Source organism: Streptomyces sp. NPDC047880 (genome assembly GCF_040706515.1).
In the GTDB taxonomy this organism is placed as follows: domain Bacteria; phylum Actinomycetota; class Actinomycetes; order Streptomycetales; family Streptomycetaceae; genus Streptomyces.
Genome location: NZ_JBEZOK010000010.1, coordinates 195,813 through 215,162 on the forward strand (window position 1 = coordinate 195,813; position 19,350 = coordinate 215,162).

The 19,350-nt window shown below is 71.6% G+C and carries 16 protein-coding genes; 11 read left to right on the forward strand and 5 right to left on the reverse strand.

Going from position 1 to position 19,350, the window contains the following annotated elements; translation table 11 throughout:
• Positions 1-71: 71 nt before the first annotated feature.
• Positions 72-695 (forward strand): 5-formyltetrahydrofolate cyclo-ligase, encoded by a 624-nt coding sequence (locus AB0937_RS17990; protein ID WP_366712768.1) that lies wholly within the window; start codon positions 72-74, stop codon positions 693-695.
• A 95-nt stretch (positions 696-790) separates the two neighbouring features.
• Here the strand turns inward: AB0937_RS17990 and AB0937_RS17995 are convergent, their stop codons facing one another.
• Positions 791-3,634 carry a penicillin acylase family protein gene (locus AB0937_RS17995; RefSeq protein ID WP_366712769.1) on the reverse strand — a complete coding sequence of 948 codons (2,844 nt, stop codon included), beginning with the start codon at positions 3,632-3,634 and terminating at the stop codon, positions 791-793.
• A gap of 246 nt (positions 3,635-3,880) precedes the next feature.
• Here AB0937_RS17995 and AB0937_RS18000 point away from each other — a divergent pair, with 246 nt between their 5' ends.
• From AB0937_RS18000 to mscL, 6 genes are all read left to right on the forward strand, one after another.
• A complete protein-coding gene (locus AB0937_RS18000) occupies positions 3,881-5,410 on the forward strand; it encodes a potassium/proton antiporter (RefSeq protein WP_366712771.1) in 1,530 nt (509 codons plus the stop codon).
• Positions 5,411-5,780: 370 nt separating this feature from the next.
• Entirely contained in the window at positions 5,781-7,073 is a 1,293-nt protein-coding gene (locus AB0937_RS18005) for an MFS transporter (RefSeq protein ID WP_366712773.1), read from the forward strand.
• Positions 7,074-7,140: 67 nt separating this feature from the next.
• Positions 7,141-7,455, forward strand: coding sequence for an FmdB family zinc ribbon protein (locus tag AB0937_RS18010; protein WP_366712775.1), 315 nt, complete (start codon positions 7,141-7,143; stop codon positions 7,453-7,455).
• 76 nt (positions 7,456-7,531) lie between these two features.
• Positions 7,532-8,392: an S-methyl-5'-thioadenosine phosphorylase gene (locus tag AB0937_RS18015; protein ID WP_366712776.1), complete on the forward strand. Its 861-nt coding sequence runs from the start codon at positions 7,532-7,534 to the stop codon at positions 8,390-8,392.
• A gap of 268 nt (positions 8,393-8,660) precedes the next feature.
• Positions 8,661-9,176: an RcpC/CpaB family pilus assembly protein gene (locus AB0937_RS18020; protein ID WP_366712777.1), complete on the forward strand. Its 516-nt coding sequence runs from the start codon at positions 8,661-8,663 to the stop codon at positions 9,174-9,176.
• A gap of 96 nt (positions 9,177-9,272) precedes the next feature.
• A complete protein-coding gene (gene mscL, locus AB0937_RS18025; protein WP_366712778.1) occupies positions 9,273-9,731 on the forward strand; it encodes a large conductance mechanosensitive channel protein MscL in 459 nt (152 codons plus the stop codon).
• 115 nt (positions 9,732-9,846) lie between these two features.
• On the opposite strand, the gene AB0937_RS18030 is transcribed toward mscL, so the two are convergent.
• A complete protein-coding gene (locus tag AB0937_RS18030) occupies positions 9,847-10,026 on the reverse strand; it encodes a hypothetical protein (protein ID WP_366712780.1) in 180 nt (59 codons plus the stop codon).
• Between the two features lie 56 nt (positions 10,027-10,082).
• Here AB0937_RS18030 and AB0937_RS18035 point away from each other — a divergent pair, with 56 nt between their 5' ends.
• From AB0937_RS18035 to AB0937_RS18050, 4 genes are all read left to right on the forward strand, one after another.
• On the forward strand, positions 10,083-11,315 hold the full coding sequence (locus AB0937_RS18035; protein WP_366712782.1) for a low temperature requirement protein A: 1,233 nt from the start codon (positions 10,083-10,085) through the stop codon (positions 11,313-11,315).
• A gap of 266 nt (positions 11,316-11,581) precedes the next feature.
• The gene (locus AB0937_RS18040; RefSeq protein WP_366712783.1) at positions 11,582-12,610 is read left to right on the forward strand and encodes a P1 family peptidase; all 1,029 of its coding nucleotides are present in this window, start codon (positions 11,582-11,584) and stop codon (positions 12,608-12,610) included.
• 166 nt (positions 12,611-12,776) lie between these two features.
• Positions 12,777-13,994: an Ig-like domain-containing protein gene (locus AB0937_RS18045; RefSeq protein WP_366712785.1), complete on the forward strand. Its 1,218-nt coding sequence runs from the start codon at positions 12,777-12,779 to the stop codon at positions 13,992-13,994.
• Positions 13,995-14,185: 191 nt separating this feature from the next.
• The gene (locus AB0937_RS18050; protein ID WP_366712787.1) at positions 14,186-14,932 is read left to right on the forward strand and encodes a DUF6227 family protein; all 747 of its coding nucleotides are present in this window, start codon (positions 14,186-14,188) and stop codon (positions 14,930-14,932) included.
• A gap of 308 nt (positions 14,933-15,240) precedes the next feature.
• Here the strand turns inward: AB0937_RS18050 and AB0937_RS18055 are convergent, their stop codons facing one another.
• From AB0937_RS18055 to AB0937_RS18065, 3 genes are all read right to left on the reverse strand, one after another.
• Positions 15,241-17,301, reverse strand: a complete 2,061-nt coding sequence (locus tag AB0937_RS18055) for a fructose-specific PTS transporter subunit EIIC (RefSeq protein WP_366712789.1) — start codon at positions 17,299-17,301, stop codon at positions 15,241-15,243.
• Between the two features lie 145 nt (positions 17,302-17,446).
• Positions 17,447-18,394, reverse strand: coding sequence for a 1-phosphofructokinase (gene pfkB / locus AB0937_RS18060; protein ID WP_366712791.1), 948 nt, complete (start codon positions 18,392-18,394; stop codon positions 17,447-17,449).
• Positions 18,391-19,152 carry a DeoR/GlpR family DNA-binding transcription regulator gene (locus tag AB0937_RS18065; RefSeq protein WP_366712792.1) on the reverse strand — a complete coding sequence of 254 codons (762 nt, stop codon included), beginning with the start codon at positions 19,150-19,152 and terminating at the stop codon, positions 18,391-18,393. Before AB0937_RS18065 ends, pfkB begins: the two co-directional genes overlap by 4 nt.
• Positions 19,153-19,350 lie beyond the last annotated feature (198 nt).

Sequence of the window (19,350 nt, forward strand, 5' to 3'; positions counted from 1 at the left end):
TTTGCATGGAATCTGCGGCTCCGGTTCATAGGCGCTCATATGAGTGTATTGCCATAGTACGGGAGCGACCATTGAGGCCTATCGCACGTCCGGGCGAGCCTGACAAGCGGAGTTTGCGACGCGAGTTCCTCGCGGTGAGGAGCAGGTTGACGGCGGATGACCTGCGGGATACGTCGGCCGCGCTGGCCGGGCGAGCGCTGGAGCTGCCCGAGTTGGCGGGAGCCGGCACGGTCGCGGCGTATGTCTCCGTGGGGAGTGAACCCGGCACCCGCGCGCTCCTGGACGCTCTGCGCGCCCGGGGCGTACGCGTGCTGCTTCCGGCTCTGCTGCCCGACAACGACCTCGACTGGGGCGTGTACGAGGGGGAGGAGTCGCTCGCCCGGATCCGGCACGGCGGCAGGATGGCCCTCTTCGAGCCCGCGGGCGAGCGCCTCGGGCCGGACGCCGTGACCACCGCCGACGCCGTGCTGCTGCCGGGGCTCGCGGTGGACGCCCGCGGGATGCGGCTCGGCCGGGGCGGCGGCTCGTACGACCGGGTCCTGGCACGGCTCGAGCGGGCGGGCGCGCATCCGGCCCTGGTGGTGCTGCTGTACGACTCCGAGGTCGTCGGGCACGTCCCGGAGGAAGCGCACGACCGGCCGGTGCACGCGGTGGTGACCCCGTCCGGCGTACGGCGGTTCCGCCACGAGCCCTGACACCGGGGCCCTGGTGCAGCGGGCCTCGGTTGCGGATACGGAAGCGGCCCTCCACGCGTGCGTGGAGGGCCGCTCGTCCTACGGGCGTCGGTGACTCACGGCTTGAGCACCAGCTTGTCGGCCGTGCCCTTCTCGACCGCCTGGTCCGAGAAGGCCCACGGCAGCAGTTCGCCGTCGGCCCACTTGTCGGTCTGGTCGACGTAGTGGGCGCTGTAGGCGTGCCCCGAGGCACCGGTGAGGTTGATCCACTTCGACTTGTCGAGGTCGCCGAGGTTCACCACCATCCGCATGGACGGCACCCACACCACCCCGTAGCCGCCGGCCGCGTTCCAGCCGGTCGCGTTGACCGTGGCCTCGCCGCCGCCGAGCTCCCACGGACCGCGGTTGAGGGCGTACTGGACGAAACCGGGGCCCGCGGTGCCGAGGGTCTGGTTCTTCAGGAACAGGCGGTGCAGCCGGCCCCAGCTCCAGGAGTCGATGTCCTTGCCGAGCTTGGCGGTCAGCTCCCAGCGGGCGTCGATCATGGCCCGCTTGAACAGCTGGTCGCGGTTGACGGCGCCGGGGCGGCTGTTGCTCACCTTCGGCGTCTTCCACCAGTCGCTGTCGGGCTGGTTCATGAGCCCCCGCACCACCTCGAACCAGCGGTCACCGCCGTCCGGCTGCGCCCGCTCGGGGTCGCGCTGGCCGCACTCGCGGACCTTCTCGGCCTCGTCGGCCGGGCCCGTGGTGTTGACCGGCTCGACCCACAGGCACTGCCCCCTGGGCCGCAGCTCCTTGGGCAGCTTGTTGCCGAAGGCGAGCTTGAGGACGTTGCGCCAGACCGCGTTGAAGTAGGCCGCCGCCGCGGAGTCGGCGTCCTGGGTGTAGTCCCAGCCCTCCAGGAGCTTCTGCGCCTCGCGGACGTCCTTGTTCTCCGGGTCGATCTTCAGCAGCGTGGGCACCAGCAGCCGCGCGACCTCGCTGCTGTTGTCCAGCTGCATCTGGCGCATGTCGTCCGTGGAGATCTTGCCGCCGTCCTTGATCTTCGACTGGATCAGGTCGGTGATCCGCTGGCTGCGCGCGCCGTAGCCCCAGTCCGCGGTGAGCGTGTACGGGTACTTGTCCGGATCGATCACGGCCTGGTTGGCGGTGACGATGTAGCCGCGATCCGGGTCGAACTCGTAGGGCAGCGCGTCCTGCGGGATGTAGCCGGTCCAGCGGTACGCCGGGTCCCAGCCGGGCGCCGGGACGGAGCCGTCGTCCTTCTTCGCGCGCGTCGGGATCTTCCCCGGCAGCGTGTAACCGATGTGGTTCTCGTTGTCGGCGTAGATCAGGTTCTGCGAGGGCACCTCGAACTGCGCGGACGCCTTGCGGAAGTCGGTCCAGTTCTTCGCCTTGCCCATGGCGAAGACGGCGTCCATGGTGGCGCCGGGCTGCAGTGCGGTCCAGCGCAGCGCGACGCCGTAGCCGTCGCCCCGGTCGGGCGCGGCGGTGTCGACGGTGGCCTTCTTGCCGACCTTCACGAGCTCCTCGTCGCGGTCGGACAGGAGGGGACCGTTGTTGGTCTCACGCACGACGATCTTCTTGGGGGAGCCCCCGGCGACCTTGATGGTCTCCTCGCGCGTCGTGAATGGCTTGATCTTGCCGTCGTAGAGGTAGCCGTCGCCGGTGATCTTCTCCAGGTAGAGGTCCGTGACGTCCACGCCGGAGTTGGTCATGCCCCAGGCGATGTCCTGGTTGTGACCGATTATCACGCCCGGCATACCGGCGAAGGTGTAGCCGCTCACGTCGTACTGGCACGCGCTGGAGACGCTGCGGCAGTGCAGGCCCATCTGGTACCAGACGGACGGCAGGGAGGGCGACAGGTGCGGGTCGTTGGCCAGCAGCGGCTTGCCCGTGATGGTGTACTTCCCGCCGACGACCCAGGAGTTGGAGCCGATGCCGTCGCCGTTGACGCCGACGGCCGGCGGGAGGTCGTCGAGGACCCGCGTCAGGCCGCCGAGCTGACTGTCCAGACCCGAGGTGCCCGATGCGGCGCCGCCCGTGCCGGAGGCCGTTCCGCCTGTACCGGAGCCGGTGCCGCCCGTACCGGAGCCGGTGCCGCCCGTGCCGGAGGCGCCGGACGCCGCGCCCGTGGAGGTGCCGCCGGTGCCGTTCGCCCCGGAGGCGCCGCCCTGTGCGAACGCCTCGGTCAGTTCGTCGTACCGGCCCTCCTGCACGATCGCCTTGTTCCGGCTGTACGGGTACTTCGGGTACAGGTCGGCGATCTGCTTCGGGCCCAGGCGGCTGGTCAGCAGGGCGCGGTCGATCTCGTCCTGCATGTTGCCGCGCAGGTCCCAGGCCATCGCCTTCAGCCAGGAGATCGAGTCGACCGGGGTCCACGCCTGCGGCCTGTAGTCGTTGGTGAAGCCCAACGCGGCGTACTCCAGCGAGATGTCCTCGCCGTCCTTGCCCTGGAGGTAGGAGTTGACACCCTTGGCGTAGGCCTGGAGGTACTTCTTCGTGGTGGCCGACAGCTTGGTGTCGTACTCCTGCTGGGCGACCCGGTCCCAGCCGAGGGTGCGCAGGAACTCGTCGTTGTCGACCTGGCTCTTGCCGAACATCTCCGAGAGCCGGCCGGAGGCCATGTGGCGGCGGACGTCCATCTCATAGAAGCGGTCCTGCGCCTGGACGAAGCCCTGCGCCATGAACAGGTCCGCGTCGGAGGAGGCGTAGATCTGCGGGATGCCGTAGTTGTCGCGTTTGACCTCGACGGGGCCGGAGAGGCCCTTCAGCGTCAGGGTGCCCTTGGTCTGCGGGAAGGAGGCCCGGACCGTACTGATGGACCAGTACGACCCGTACGCCACACCCCCGATGAGGGCCAGCACCAGGACGAGCACGATAAGTCGGGCTTTGCGCCCCTTTCTCCTGCCGGACTTGCCGGGCTGCTGACCCGTGGAGGCGGTGGTGTCGGTGGGCATCGCTGTCCTTGCTGTCCTAACGCGAGCGGCAGGTTCGGCTGTGCTTTTAACTGAGCGCTGGAGCAACGATAGGCGCAGGGCCCTGCGCGCCTTGACGCGGAGTCGGGAACCGGCACGGACTGACGTTCGATCCCGGCCCCGGAAGCGTCAAGAAATCGTCAAGAGTTAGGTAAGGTAACGAAGTAGTTGGCGCGCTGCGCCACAGCTTCATGTGCGATGTACGTGATCACGTGAGCCCGTGCGCGCGTGCGTGCGGGCCAGGGAAGGATTCGGCCGCTGACTGTTCACCACCTCAACCAGCTCCTGCTCGTCTGCTCGCTCGTCCTGCTCGTCGCCGTCGCAGCGGTACGGATCTCCTCGCGCAGCGGGCTCCCCAGCCTGCTCGTGTACCTGGGGATAGGCGTCGCCATGGGCCAGGACGGCGTGGGCGACATCCACTTCGACAACGCCGAGCTGACCCAGGTCATCGGATACGCAGCCCTGGTCGTGATCCTCGCCGAGGGCGGCCTGGGCACGAAGTGGAAGGAGATCAAACCGGCCCTGCCGGCCGCCACGGCACTGGCGCTGGCCGGTGTCGCGGTGAGCGTCGGGGTCACGGCGTCGGCCGCGCACTATCTGATCGGGCTGGAGTGGCGTCAGGCGCTCATCATCGGGGCGGTCGTCTCCTCGACGGACGCGGCGGCCGTGTTCTCGGTGCTGCGCAAGATCCCCCTGCCCGCGCGCGTGACGGGCACGCTGGAGGCGGAGTCCGGCTTCAACGACGCTCCGGTGGTCATCCTCGTGGTGTCCCTGTCCACGGCGGGTCCGGTCGAGCACTGGTACACGCTGCTGGGCGTGATCATGCTGGAGCTGGCCATCGGCGCGGCCATCGGGCTCGCGGTGGGGTGGCTGGGCTCCTGGGGTCTGCGGCACGTGGCGCTGCCCGCGTCCGGCCTCTACCCGATCGCCGTGATGGCGATCGCCGTGGTGGCGTACGCGGCCGGCGCCCTGGCACACGGCAGCGGCTTCCTCGCGGTGTACCTCGCCGCGATGGTGATGGGCAACGCGCGGCTCCCGCACTGGCCGGCCACACGCGGGTTCGCCGACGGGCTCGGCTGGATGGCCCAGATCGGCATGTTCGTCCTGCTCGGCCTGCTGGTCACGCCGCACGAGCTGGGCGACGACATCGTGCCCGCGCTGGTCATCGGGCTGGTGCTGACCATGGTGGCGCGACCGCTCAGCGTGGTGCTCTGCCTGTCGCCGTTCCGGGTGCCCTGGCAGGAGCAGGCCCTGATGTCCTGGGCGGGGCTGCGCGGGGCCGTGCCCATCATCCTGGCGACCATCCCCATGGTGCAGGGCGTCGACGCCAGCCGCCGGATCTTCAACATCGTCTTCGTGCTGGTCGTCGTCTACACCCTGGTCCAGGGCCCGACGCTGCCCTGGCTCGGCCGCAAGCTGCGCCTCGGCGACGGTTCGGAGGCGGCCGACCTCGGCATCGAGTCGGCGCCGCTGGAGCGGCTGCGCGGGCATCTGCTGTCCGTGGCGATCCCCGGCGAATCGAAGATGCACGGCGTGGAGGTGGCCGAGCTGCGGCTGCCGCACGGCGCCGCCGTGACGCTCATCGTGCGCGGTGGCGAGTCCTTCGTTCCGCTGCCGACGACGATTCTGCAGCGGGGGGACGAGCTCCTCGTGGTCGCCACGGACCCGGTCCGGGACGCCACCGAGAGCCGGCTCCGGGCCGTGGGGCGCGGCGGCAAGCTGGCCGGCTGGCTGGGGACGGGCAGGGCGAGCGCCTGAGGGGGTTCGGGCGGGGGCACGCTGAGGCGGGGTGGCCAGGGCGGGTGCGCTAGGGCCGGGGGCGCATTGGGGCATGCGGCACGCTGGGCCGCGGAGGCACGCCGGGGCGTTTTGTCCCTTTTGTGATTCACAGGGTGGCAGCCCCATGGTGCTCACTTTCACAGGCTCACCCCACCTTGATCCCTGTACGATGAAGGCGTAATCCAGATCGAACCAACTCTGCCTGACGCAGAGCTGGCGCGACCGTATGGCGGTCGGGACATCCCTCCTCACCGGGCCCCGGCATCTACCGCAGTTCCGCGCAAGAGGACAGCTCTCGGCGCCGCCCGCTACGGGGGCCGCGCTACCAGGCGGCAGAAAGGCACGGGCCGTGGCATCCACGGTCACCTCGGAGACGTCGGAGAACCCGACGGCTTCCACCCGCCCGGGATACGGCCGGCTGCTGCGCACCCGCGGCGCCTGGACGTTCCTGCTCCCCGGCTTCGCGGCGCGCCAGCCGTTCGCGATGCTGACGATCTCCATCGTGCTCCTGGTGCAGCACACCACCGGCTCCTACGGGGCGGCGGGCGCCGCCGCGGCCGTCACCGGTGTCTCCATGGCCCTGTTCGCGCCCTGCAGCGGCCGCCTCGCCGACCGCTACGGGCAGCGCGCCGTACTGATCCCGGGAGTACTGCTGCACGCGGTCGCCGGGCTGACGCTCACGGCGCTCGCCCTGCTGGACGCGCCCCTGTGGGCGGTGTTCGCGGCAGCCGTGCCGACCGGCGCCTCGGTGCCGCAGGTCGGCCCGATGGTGCGGGCCCGTTGGGGCGTCAAGCTCAAGGACTCGCCGCTGATGACCACCGCGGCCGCCTTCGAGTCCGTCACGGACGAACTGACCTTCGTGGTCGGCCCGCTGCTGGCCACCGCCCTGTGCACGGCCGTCGACCCGGCCGCCGGACTCGTCACCGAGGCCTCGCTGACCCTGATCGGCGGCCTGCTGTTCGCCGCGCAGAGGAGCACCCAGCCCTCCGTCGCCGAGGGCGGGCACGCGCGCGTGGAGCACGCTTCGGCCCTGCGCGTCCCCGGCGTGCGCGTGCTGATCGTGACCTTCCTGGGCATCGGCACCGTCTTCGGCGGCATGCAGGTCTCCCTGGCCGCGTTCACCGAGTCGATCGGCGAGCCGGGCCTGAACGGCGTCCTCTACGGCGTCTTCGCCGCGGGCAACATGCTCTCCGGCGTGGTCTGCGGCGCGATCGCCTGGAAGGCGGCTCCGCAGCGGCGCCTGGTCGTCGGCTACACGGCACTCGCGCTGACCGCGTCGGGCCTGTGGGCCGCCCACTCCGTGCTGGTCCTCGCCGGCCTCGGCCTGCTGGTCGGCATGTGCATCGCGCCGGCCTTGATCACCGGCTACACCCTGGTCGACAGCCTGGTCCCGGCCGGTGCCCGCACCGAGGCCTTCACCTGGCTGACCGGAGCGGTGGCACTGGGCCAGGCCACCGCCGTCACGGTCGCCGGACAGCTGGAGGACCGCTTCTGGTCGGGTGCCGGTTTCCTGGTGCCGATGGGCGGCACGGTGCTGGCCCTGGCGACCCTCCTGGCCCTGCGTTCCCGGCTGGTGGCGCGGGGCAACGGCCGGACGGTCGCACGTGGCGTGGGTCACCGCGTGCCGGTGGCAGTGGACTGAGCGGCCGGAATACGTCACTATGGATCGTCGTTAGCACTCATCGAGTGAGAGTGCCAGGAGGAAGACAGTGCCCACCTACCAGTACCAGTGCACCGAGTGCGGCGAGGGCCTCGAGGCGGTGCAGAAGTTCACCGACGACGCCCTGACCGAGTGCCCCAGCTGCAAGGGCCGCCTGAAGAAGGTGTTCTCGGCGGTCGGCATTGTCTTCAAGGGTTCCGGCTTCTACCGGAACGACAGCCGCGGCTCCTCGTCGAGCAGCTCCCCGGCGGCGAAGTCGTCGAGCACCTCGTCCTCGGGCTCGTCGTCCTCCGACTCCGGCTCGTCGAGCTCGTCGTCGAGCACCGGCAGCTCCTCTTCCAGCAGCAGCACCACCGCCGCGTAAGGCCTTTTCTTACGGGACCCTGTCGCCCTGGGGCGACGGGGTCCTCGGCGTTTCCGCGTGCGGTTAGGGTGCGGGCATGGCGAACAAGGCGAACGTGACGGACCAGGCAGGCGCCGCGATCGGTGTCATCGGCGGCTCGGGGTTCTACTCCTTCCTCGACGACGTGACCGAGATCCAGGTCGACACCCCGTACGGGCCGCCCAGCGACTCGCTCTTCCTCGGCGACGTCGCCGGCCGCCGGGTCGCCTTCCTGCCGCGGCACGGACGGGGCCACCACCTGCCGCCGCACCGGATCAACTACCGCGCCAACCTGTGGGCGCTGCGCTCGGTCGGCGTGCGCCAGGTCCTCGCCCCCTGCGCCGTGGGCGGCCTGCGCCCCGAGTACGGGCCGGGCACCCTGCTCGTTCCGGACCAGCTGGTCGACCGCACGAAGTCCCGCGTGGGCACCTACTTCGACGGGCTGCCCCTGCCGGACGGCTCGGTGCCGAACGTGGTGCACGTGTCGCTGGCCGACCCCTACTGCCCCACCGGGCGGGCCGTCGCGCTCAAGGCGGCACGTGGCCGGGACTGGGAGCCGGTGGACGGCGGCACGCTGGTCGTCGTCGAGGGGCCGCGGTTCTCGACCCGTGCGGAATCGTTGTGGCACCAGGCGCAGGGCTGGTCGGTGGTGGGCATGACCGGCCATCCCGAGGCGGCGCTCGCCCGTGAGCTGGAGCTCTGCTACACGTCCCTGACCCTGGTCACCGACCTCGACGCGGGTGCCGAGACGGGTGAGGGGGTCTCGCACGACGAGGTGCTGCGGGTGTTCGCGGCGAATGTGGAGCGCCTGCGGGGGGTGCTGTTCGACGCGGTGGCGGCGCTGCCCGCGACCGGGGAGCGGGACTGTCTGTGTGTGAGTGCGCTGGGTGGGATGGATCCGGGGTTCGTGCTGCCGTAGGCAGGCATTGACGTAGGCAGGCATTGACGTACGAACCCGGAAGTTGCCGTTCGGGTGAGGGACTTGTCCACAGGTCGGCGGTGGGTCCACAGGCCGGAGTGGGCGGCGGGGCGAAGCCTCATCGTGGGGAGCGCAAGCCGGTCCCTCGTCGCAGGTGGTGTTCTCCGTGCCCTTCGCTCGTTCCTCGGCCCTGTCCGCTTCTCCCTCTTCTCTCTCTTCTCCCCCGGCTCCCTCCTGGTCGCTCGCCTCGGGGCCGCCCGGGGCTGAGGTGCCCGCGACCCGTGAGGTGCCGCGGTTCGATCCGGTGCGGGTGCGCGGCGGCCACCGCTCCGGCCGGCTCGTCCGGCACCGGCGGCGGGCCGTCGCCGTCGGACTCGCGGTCACCGCGACCGCACTCGTGGCGGCGGGGCCGCGCGACACCGAGGGTGCCCGCGGTCATCCCCGGGCCCGGCACCCCGCGCACACGGCGTCGCTGTCCGGGCAGCGCCCCGCGCACCCGCGTCAGGCCGCCAAGTCGGTGACGGCCCCGGTCCGGATCTCCGACGCGGCCACCGTGCGGCTGCTGCGGCCCGGGGACCGGGTCGACGTCATCGCCGCCGAGGGGGCGGTGCCGGGCGGCGATGCCGAGGTGGTGGCGCGCGGGGCCCGGGTGACGAAGGTGCCGGAGCCCATGGAGGACGCGGGCGGGAGCGGGGCGCTGGTCGTGCTGGCGGTGCCGCGGGCCACCGCCGCGCGGCTGGCCGCTGCGGGGGCCACCGGGCGATTGGCGGTGACCTTGTGGTGACTCCTGAGGGGCCCGGGTTCCCGGTTCGGCCCGGCGTTGACGTAGGTTGCGGAGCGCTTTATTCCACAAGCTGCTCGTGTGAGGAGACGCCCCGAGGTGAGCGAGAACAAGGAACCGAGCGTCCTGCAGGGCTTCAAGGCCTTCCTGATGCGCGGAAACGTCGTCGATCTGGCGGTGGCGGTGGTGATCGGTGCCGCCTTCACCAACATCGTCAACGCCGTGGTGAAGGGGATCATCAATCCGGTCGTCGGGGCCATCGGGACCAAGAACCTCGACCACTACAGCTCGTGCCTGAGCTCGAGCTGCGAGGGCGAGAAGGGCATCCGAATACTCTGGGGTTCCGTGCTGGGCGCCACCCTGAGCTTCGTCATCACGGCGGCGGTCGTCTACTTCCTGATGGTCCTGCCCATGGCGAAGTACCTGGCCCGGCAGGAAGCGCGCCGGAAGGAGAAGGAAGGCGCGCAGGAGATCATCGAGGTGACCGAGCTGGAGGTCCTGAAGGAGATCCGGGACGCCCTGGTCGCCCAGCGCGGTTCGGGGCACGACCGGCAGTAGCGGCGCTTCGGGCGTCGGCCCGGGCGGCCCGGAAGCCGGTGCGGGCGGCCGCCCGGCCGTTTCCGAGGTGGTGGGGCGGCTTCTGGTCTCAGATGTGGTGGGGCGGCTTCTCGTCTCAGATGTGGTGGGGCGGCTTCTCGTCCAGGAAGCGCTTGAGGTCCGCCGTGCTGCCGCCGGCGTCGGTGCGCTCGCCCCAGCCTCGGTCGGTGTCGTCGGAGGACTGCTGGTCGAGCGGGTCGTCGAAGACCAGCGCGGGCTTCGGCTCACGCGGCTCGGGGCCGGGGACGCTACTCATGCAACCAGGGTACGTTCGCGGAGAAATTCCCCGTGCCTTCTGCTGTGCTGGGACGCATGACGTCCAGCCCCGCTTCCCCGCCCGTCCCCTCCGGCGCGCCCGGCGGCCGGGGGCCGCTGCGCAGGCTCCGGGCCCGGGGCCGCGACGAGGCGCACCGCACGGCCTCGCCGCTGGAGCTCTTCTTCGACCTGTGCTTCGTGGTGGCCGTCGCCCAGGCGGGCAGCGAGCTGGTGCACTCCGTCGCCGAGGGCCATGCGGGTCAGGGGATCCTCGACTACGCGATGGTGTTCTTCGCCCTGTGGTGGGCGTGGATGAACTTCACCTGGTTCGCCTCGGCGTACGACAACGACGACGTGCTGTACCGGGTGGTCACCCTGGTGCAGATCGCGGGTGTGCTGGTCCTCGCGGCGGGGGTCTCGCAGGCGTTCGAGGAGCACGAGTACCTCGTGGTCTGGCTGGGGTACGCGATCATGCGGGTGGCCATGGCGTGGCAGTGGCTGCGGGCGGCCCGCGCCGGTCGGGGCCCGGAGCGCACCACGGCCCTGCGCTACGCCGGCGGCATCCTGGCGTGCCAGGTCGGCTGGCTGGGGCTGCTGTTCCTGCCCGAGGGGGCGCGGCCCTGGTGGTTCCTGGTGATGGCACTGCTGGAGATGTGCGTGCCGCCCCTCGCGGAGAGGGGCCACTCCACGTCCTGGCATCCCCGCCACATCGCGGAGCGGTACGGGCTGTTCACCATCATCGTGCTCGGCGAGACGATCGCGGCTGCCACGGTCGCGGTGAAGTCCGGCATCGACGAGAACGACGCGCTGGGTGAGCTCCTCCCCATCGCGGCGGGCGGGCTGCTGGTCATCTTCGCCGCCTGGTGGATCTACTTCGTGGTGCCCATCCACGGCCATCTGCGCTCCAACCGCCAGGCGTTCCTCTGGGGCTACGGCCACTACCTGGTGTTCGCCTCCGCGGCGGCGATCGGGGCCGGGCTGGAGGTGGCGGTGGAGGAGACGGTCGGCAAGGCGCACATCTCCACGCTGGCGGCGTCGGCGGCCGTGACCCTGCCGACGGCTCTGTACCTGCTCACGGTGTGGGCCCTGCACTCGCGCCACTTCAAGCGGGGCATCACCCAGCAGCTGGTGCTGCCGACGACGGCCCTGCTGGTGATCTGCTGCACGTTCCTGGGCCACTGGGCGGTGTTCGCGGCGGGCGTGGTCTGCGCGCTGTCGGTGGTGGCCGGGGAGACCCTGGCGGCGCGGCTGGCCGCCGGCGAGAGCGGGCCGGCGACGCGCACCGGGTGAACGCGCCGGCGATCCGGCCCCGCGCACGAACCGGCCCCACCGGCGGTCCGGCCCCGTCACCGGTCCGGCCCCGTCACCGGTCCGGCCCCGTCACCGGTCCGGCGCCGACGAGGGCCCTGCCGGCCCGTCGACGGGCTGATGGCCGGCGGGCAGACGGCGGAACAAGCAGACGGCGGAACAACAGGCTCACGGCCGGCCGGGCCCGCGCGGCGCCCCACCGGCTCGGTGCGTCCGCAAGGCCGGGCCGCTGGACGAGACTGGGTCTCATGACAGTTGACGCTCTGACGGACGTCTCCGGCCTGCGGGTCGGGCACGCGACACGCACCGGCGACGGTTGGCTCACCGGCACCACGGTCGTACTCGCTCCGGAGGGCGGGGCGGTGGCCGCCGTGGACGTGCGGGGCGGCGGGCCCGGCACCAAGGAGACGGACGCGCTGGATCCCCGCAACGTGGTGCGCAAGGTCGAGGCGGTCGTGCTGACCGGTGGCAGCGCCTACGGGCTCGACGCGGCGTCGGGGGTGATGGCGTGGCTGGAGGAGCGGGGGCGTGGGATCCGGGTCGGGGCGGATCCGGCGCACGTGGTGCCGGTGGTGCCCGCCGCGTGCGTTTTCGACCTGGGGCGGGGCGGTGACTTCCGGGCCCGGCCCGACGCCGCCACCGGCCGGGCCGCCATCGAGGCGGCTGCGGCGAGCGAGGTCGGCGCCCGGGTGCCCCAGGGGTGCGTGGGCGCGGGCACCGGAGCCGTGGCCGGGGTGGTGAAGGGCGGTGTCGGCAGCGCGAGCACGGTGCTCGGCTCGGGGATCACGGTGGCCGCGCTCGTGGTGGCCAACGCGGCGGGATCGACGGTGGATCCGGAAACGGGGGCGTTGTACGGGGAGTTGTTCCAGGGGCGGGTGGCGTACCCGGAGGCGGAGGTCCACGCGGCCGCGCAGCGGCGTCTCGCCGAGACGGCCGCGAGGAGCACGGCACCGCCGCTGAACACCACGCTCGCGGTGGTCGCCACGGACGCGGATCTGTCCAAGGCGCAGGCGCAGAAGCTGGCCGGCACGGCGCATGACGGCATCGCCCGTGCGGTGCGTCCGGTGCATCTCCTCAACGACGGGGACACGGTGTTCACGCTGGCGACCGGCGACCGCGCCCTGGACGCCGCGAACCCGCTCGCCCTGAACGAGATCCTGGCGGCGGGCGCGGACGTGGTGACGCGCGCGATCGTGCGGGCCGTGCGGGCCGCGGAGCCGGTCGACGGCCCGGGCGGGGCATGGCCGTCGTACGGGGAGTTGTACCCGGGCCGCTGAACAGGCCCGCGGGGCACAGCGGATGCATGGCGGACCCGTCATTTGTCGCGGTTCTGTCACGTGACGGCCTTCATGGGGAACGGACGGAACCCGACCGGCTCCCCGGCCCCTCTACTCCCACGTACCGGAGCGGATCACGCAACATCACACGAACTGGGAGCAGCCCGTGACAACGCCGAACATTTCAGCGCGGCGCACTCTGGGGGCCTGTGCCGCCCTGATGGTCGGCGCCCTGACGCTCACCGCCTGCGGTGGCAGCGCCAACGCCGAGGACGACGAGAAGGGCGGTCAGGGTGGCGGCAAGACGTCCGTCGCGAGGATCGCCATCTCGGCGGAGGACGGTTCGACCGGCGCGTCCATCAACAAGACGGGCGTGAAGGTCAGCGACGGGAAGCTGACCGACGTGAAGATGACGGTGGCGGGCAGCGGCCAGGCCGTCGAGGGCTCGATCTCCGGTGACGGCAAGGTGTGGAAGCCGAAGGAGCAGCTGGAGCGCGGGACCAAGTACCGGATATCGGCGACGGCCAAGGACGCGGACGGCCGGACGGCCGCGGCCAACTCGATCTTCACCACGGTGTCGTCGTCGAACAGCTTCATCGGGACGTACACACCGGACAACGGCACGACGGTCGGTGTGGGCATGCCGGTGTCGTTCACCTTCGACAAGGCCATCACCGACCGCAAGGCCGTGCAGTCGCACATCAAGGTGACGTCCAGCAGCGGACAGCAGGTCGTGGGGCACTGGTTCAACGGGCAGCGGCTCGACTTCCGGCCGGAGGAGTACTGGAAGGCCGGCTCCAAGGTCACGATGAACATCGACCTGGACGGGGTCGAGGGCGCGGACGGCGTCTACGGCGTGCAGAAGAAGACGGTCACCTTCACCGTGGGCCGTTCGCAGGTCTCCACGGTCGACGTCAACACCCAGACGATGACGGTCGTCCGGGACGGCAAGACCGTCAAGACGGTGCCGATCTCTGCGGGCAGCCCGGAGCACACCACCTACAACGGGCAGATGGTGATCTCCGAGAAGTTCGTCCAGACCCGGATGAACAGCCGGACGGTCGGGCTGGGCGGTGAGTACGACATCGCGGATGTGCCGCACGCGATGCGTCTGACGACGTCGGGCACGTTCATCCACGGCAACTACTGGTACAACAAGGGCAACCCGCCCTTCGGCCGCCAGGGCACCAGCCACGGCTGCGTGGGCCTCGCCGACGTCCAGGGCGCGGGGGGCGGCACGCCCGCCAAGTGGTTCTACGACAACTCCCTCATCGGGGACGTGGTGATCGTGAAGAACTCCCCGGACAAGACGGTGACTCCGGACAACGGGCTCAACGGCTGGAACATGGCGTGGAGCCAGTGGACCGCGGACAGCGCTTCCTGATCAGTTCGACGCCTCTCTGAACAAGCGCCCCAGCTGGGGTTTTTGACGGACCGACCGGGCCGCGCGGGAACTTCTCGCGCGGCCCGGGCGTTTTCCCGGACGTACGTTTTCTCGGTTCCCGGACATGATGTCCGACCGAGGGGCTACGGTATGCACCCACAAGGTGACATGCAGCAACGCCGGGAGAAACCTTGAGCGTTCCGTACGAGACGGCACCGTACGAACCCCACGACTCGCCCGAGACTCCGGAGGAGCACCTCGCGCGACTCCTCGGCCGCGCCCTGAACTCCTTCGAGCTACCGGACGAGGCGATCAGGCGCCTGGACATCGCGCTGGCGCACGACGGTTCGCTGCACTCCGCGCACCACAGCGCGGGCCTGCACCGGGAGACGTACCGGCACACGTGGCTGCTCGCCGACGGTTCGGCGCTCACCCTCTGGGAGCTCGTCCACAACACCGCACCGGGCAGCGAACCGCAGCACGAGGTGTACGCCGACGAGGAGGAGCTGCGTGCCGCCACCGCGCGGCTGCCGCTGCCGCCGGACACGCCCGACTTCGAACTGCCGGTGATGGTGCAGCTGTCACCGGTCCCGGCGCCCCGGCACGCGTACGCCGCGGAGGATTCGGCGGACCACGCGCGCAGGTTACTGCGCCGGGCGGAGAACGTGGACCGGCCGGGCGCGGAGACGGCGGCCCTGCTCGCCACGGCGTCCGGGCACCAGATCACGCAGGCCTTCGGCCGCCCGTGCCGTGCAGGCCGGGTGCAACTGGGCTTCTCGCTCTACGAGCACGCGTTCCTGCTGCGCGACGGTGATGAGATCTCCCTCTGGGAGGTCGAGCACACGGCGACGCCGGACGGACGGCACATGTGTGAGGTGTACGCCAGCGAGGACGCGGCGCGCGAGGCGATGGAGCGGCGGGCGGCGCAGCTGTCCTGAGCGCCGCCCCTGGCCTGCCCCGAGGGGCAGGGCTCAGGCCCGTCTGTCGCCGAACCGACGCACCAGCTCGGCGAAAGCGCCTCTCTCCTCGGCGGTCAGCTCCACGGATTCCGACCGGGAGCCCGTCTGCCGCTGCTGCGGGAGGGCGGGGAGAGGGTGGCCTTCGGGCCATCGGGAGACGTGCTCGGGCATGCGCCCAGTAGACACCACGGCCCGGAACCATGGTCCCGGGCCGTGATTTTCGTGATCTATCTCGCAGGTGGCATGAACGGTTCACACACCTCGAATGGGGCGAACCGCAGGGCGCTTCAGACCGCGACGGGCTGCTTCGTCCCGGCCGTGCGGACCTCGCCGTCCGCGCCGGAGGCCGTCGCGGCGCCGGGGGCCGGCTTGCGCACGCCCTTCAGGACGACGACCAGGGCCGTCGTGACGCAGACGCCCGCGGCGATGGCGACCAGGTAGAGCAACGGGTTGCCGATCAGCGGGACCACGAAGATACCGCCGTGCGGGGCGCGCAGGGTGGCGCCGAAGGCCATCGACAGGGCACCGGTGACCGCGCCGCCCGCCATGGAGGCGGGGATGACGCGCAGCGGGTCGGCCGCCGCGAAGGGGATCGCGCCCTCGGAGATGAAGGAGGCGCCGAGCACCCAGGCGGCCTTGCCGTTCTCGCGCTCGGTCTGGGTGAAGAGCTTGCCGCGCACGGTCGTGGCCAGGGCCATGGCCAGGGGCGGGACCATACCCGCCGCCATCACCGCGGCCATGATCTTCATCGCCGAGTCGCTGGGGCTGGCCACCGCGATACCGGCCGTGGCGAAGGTGTAGGCGACCTTGTTGACGGGGCCGCCCAGGTCGAAGCACATCATCAGGCCGAGGAGGGCGCCGAGCAGGACCGCGTTGCTGCCGGACAGGCCGTTCAGCCAGCCGGTCATGCCCTTCTGGGCCTCGGCGATGGGCTTGCCGATGACGACGAACATCAGGAACCCGACGATCGCCGAGGAGATCAGCGGGATCACCACCACAGGCATGATGCCGCGCAGCGACGCCGGGACGTTCACCTTCTGGATCGCCATCACGACGCCACCGGCGATCAGACCGGCCGCCAGGCCGCCGAGGAAGCCGGCGTTGATGTTGAACGCGATCATGCCGCCGACGAAGCCGGGCACGATGCCGGGCCGGTCGGCCATGCCGTAGGCGATGTAGCCGGCCAGGACCGGGACGAGGAAGCCGAAGGCGACGCCGCCGATCTGGAAGAGCAGCGCGGCCCAGCTGTCGGCCTGGGTCCACAGGAAGTGGTCCATCACCGACGGCGCCTTGTTGATCTTGTAGCCGCCGATCGCGAAGCCGAGGGCGATCAGCAGACCGCCCGCCGCGACGAAGGGCACCATGTAACTGACGCCGGACATCAGCCACTTGCGCAGCTTGGTGCCGTAGCCCTCGCCGGACTCGCCCGTGCGCTCCACCGGAGTGGCCGGGGCGGATCCGGAGGTGACCTCACCGCGGGCGGCCTTCTCACGGACCTCGGCGATGAGTTCGGCGGCGCGGTTGATGCCGGCCTTCACCCCGACGTCGACGGTGGGCTTGCCGGCGAACCGCTCCTTCTCGCGTACGGGCACGTCATGGGCGAAGATCACGGCGTCCGCCGCCGCGATGACCTGCGGGTCCAGGCGGGTGAATCCGGCCGAGCCCTGCGGCTCGACGGTGAGTTCGACGCCCGCCTCGCGGCCGGCGTTCTCCAGCGACTCCGCCGCCATGTAGGTGTGGGCGATGCCGGTGGGGCAGGAGGTGACGGCGACGATGCGGAACGGCCGCTGCTCGTCCCCGGTTCCAGCGGTGTCGCCGGCTTCGGCTGTGACCGTGGCGGCGGCGGGAGAGGCCGCTCCCGCCGACGCCACGGGGTCTTCGGAACCCGCGGATGCGGGTGTGTCCGGCTCGTCGCCGCGGATCAGGGCCGCCGCGGCCGACGCGTCGCCCACCGCGCGCAGGGCGTCGGTGAACTCGCTGTTCATCAACTGCCGGGCCAGCGAGGACAGGATCGTCAGATGGGCGTCGTCCGCACCGGCCGGCGCGGCGATCAGGAAGATCAGGTCGGCGGGGCCGTCCGCGGCGCCGAAGTCGATGCCCTCGGCGCTGCGGCCGAAGGCGAGCGTCGGCTCGGTGACGTGCTCGCTGCGGCAGTGCGGGATGCCGATGCCGCCGTCGAGGCCGGTGGGCATCTGGGCCTCGCGGGCCGCCACATCGGCGAGGAAGCCGTCCAGGTCGGTCACCCGGCCCAGGGCCACCATGCGCTCGGCGAGCGCACGGGCCGCCGCTTCCTTGGTGTCGGCGGACAGGCCGAGGTCGACCAGGTCCGCAGTGATCATGTCGCTCATCGCGGGCTCCTTAGCACGCGTATCGCCCGGTGGGAGGGGTGGGCGGGGAGGGGGACGGGGGTGCGGTGGGGGGTGACGGCGGGGCCCGTGAGTAACGGGGAGAGGGCCCGCCGCTCGCGCGTGGGTGCGCGCTGCTCGTCGTACGTCATGACACCGGCTCCTTCAGCACACGGTCCGCCGGCACCTCGGCCGTCACCGTCACCGCTGCCGGGTCCAGGTCGCCCGGCGTCGGCATCACGCTGCCGGGCAACTGGACGGCCGCAGCGCCGTGCGCGACCGCGGAGGCCAGGGCCTCGGGGCCGTTGCCGCCGGCGATCAGGAAGCCGGCCAGGGAGGAGTCACCGGCGCCCACGTTGCTGCGGACCGCGGCCACCCGGGCGCTGCCGAACCAGGCGCCCTCGGGGGAGACGAACAGCTGCCCGTCGGCGCCGAGGCTGGCGAGGACGGCCCGGGCGCCCATCTCGCGCAGTTCCTCGGCGGCCTTGACGGCGTCGCCGACGGTGACGAGGGGGCGGCCGACGGCCTCGGAGAGCTCCTCGGCGTTGGGCTTGACCACGTCCGGGCGCTCGCGCAGGGCCGCAAGCAGCGCGGGCCCGGAGGTGTCCAGGGCGATCCGTGCCCCGGCGGCGTGCGCGCGGGCGACCAGCTCGGCGTACCAGGAGGGGGCGAGTCCGCGGGGGAGGCTGCCGCAGCAGGCGATCCAGGCGGCGTCGCGGGACTGCTGCCGCACGGTCTCCAGGAGCAGTTCGCGCTCGGCGTCGGACAGTTCGGGGCCGGGTGCGTTGATCTTCGTCAGGACGCCGTCGGCCTCGGCGAGGGCGATGTTGGAGCGGGTGGCCCCGGTGACGGGGACGGGCGCGACCTCGATGCCCTGCTGGTCGAGCAGGTCGGCCACCAGGGCGCCCGGGGCGCCGCCCAGCGGCAGGACCGCCACCGTGCGCCGGCCCGCGGCGGCGACGGCGCGCGAGACGTTCACGCCCTTGCCGCCCGGATCCATCCGCTCGCCGGTGGCGCGGATGACCTCGCCGCGGTCGAGGGACGGCACCTCGTAGGTGCGGTCCAGGGACGGGTTGGGGGTGACGGTGAGGATCATGCGCGCACTACTTCCGTGCCGCCGCGCTCGATCGCGACGGCGTCTTCGGGGCTCAGCCCGCTGTCGGTGATCAGCAGGTCGACATCGCTCAGGGCACCGAAACGGGCGAAGTGCTCCTGGCCGTGCTTGGAGGAGTCGGCGAGCAGCACCACCCGGCGGGCGGCGGCCACGGCCGCGCGCTTCACGGCGGCCTCGGCGAGGTCGGGGGTGGTCAGGCCGTGTTCGGCGGAGAAGCCGTTGGCGGCCAAGAACAGCACGTCGGCGCGGATCTCGCCGTACGCCCTGAGCGCCCAGGCGTCCACGGCGGCGCGCGTGCGGTGCCGTACACGCCCCCCGATGAGGTGGAGCTGGATGCCGGGGTGGTCGGCGAGGCGGGCCGCGATGGGGAGGCTGTGCGTGACGACGGTGAGGGAGGCGTCCAGGGGGAGGGCGGCGGCCAGCCGGGCCACCGTCGTCCCGGCGTCGAGGATCACCGTGCCCTCGACGGGCAGTTCCGCGAGGGCCGCCTTGGCGATGTTGTCCTTCTCGTCGGCGGCGGTCGTCTCGCGCTCGGCGAGGTCCGGCTCGAAGTCGAGGCGCCCGGCCGGGATGGCCCCACCGTGCACCCGGCGGACCAGACCGGCGCGGTCGAGGGCCTTCAGGTCCCGGCGGATCGTCTCCGCCGTCACCTGGAACTCCTCGGCCAGCGACACGACGTCCACTCGGCCGCCGTCACGGGCGAGCCGGAGGATCTCCTGCTGCCGCTCCGGTGCGTACATGTCCGTTCGCCTCCGCCTCATGCCCGAACGTGTGGTTTCAGCGGGAGGCTACGCCGAGATTTCCGCAAAGTAAACAGGTTCGGACCCAATCGGGCATGAGCGGGACGCGGGAGCGGGACACGGGCGGTGGATCTGGGAACGGGATACGGGAACGACAACGCGAACGGGCCCGGCACCGAGGTGCCGGGCCCGTTTCCT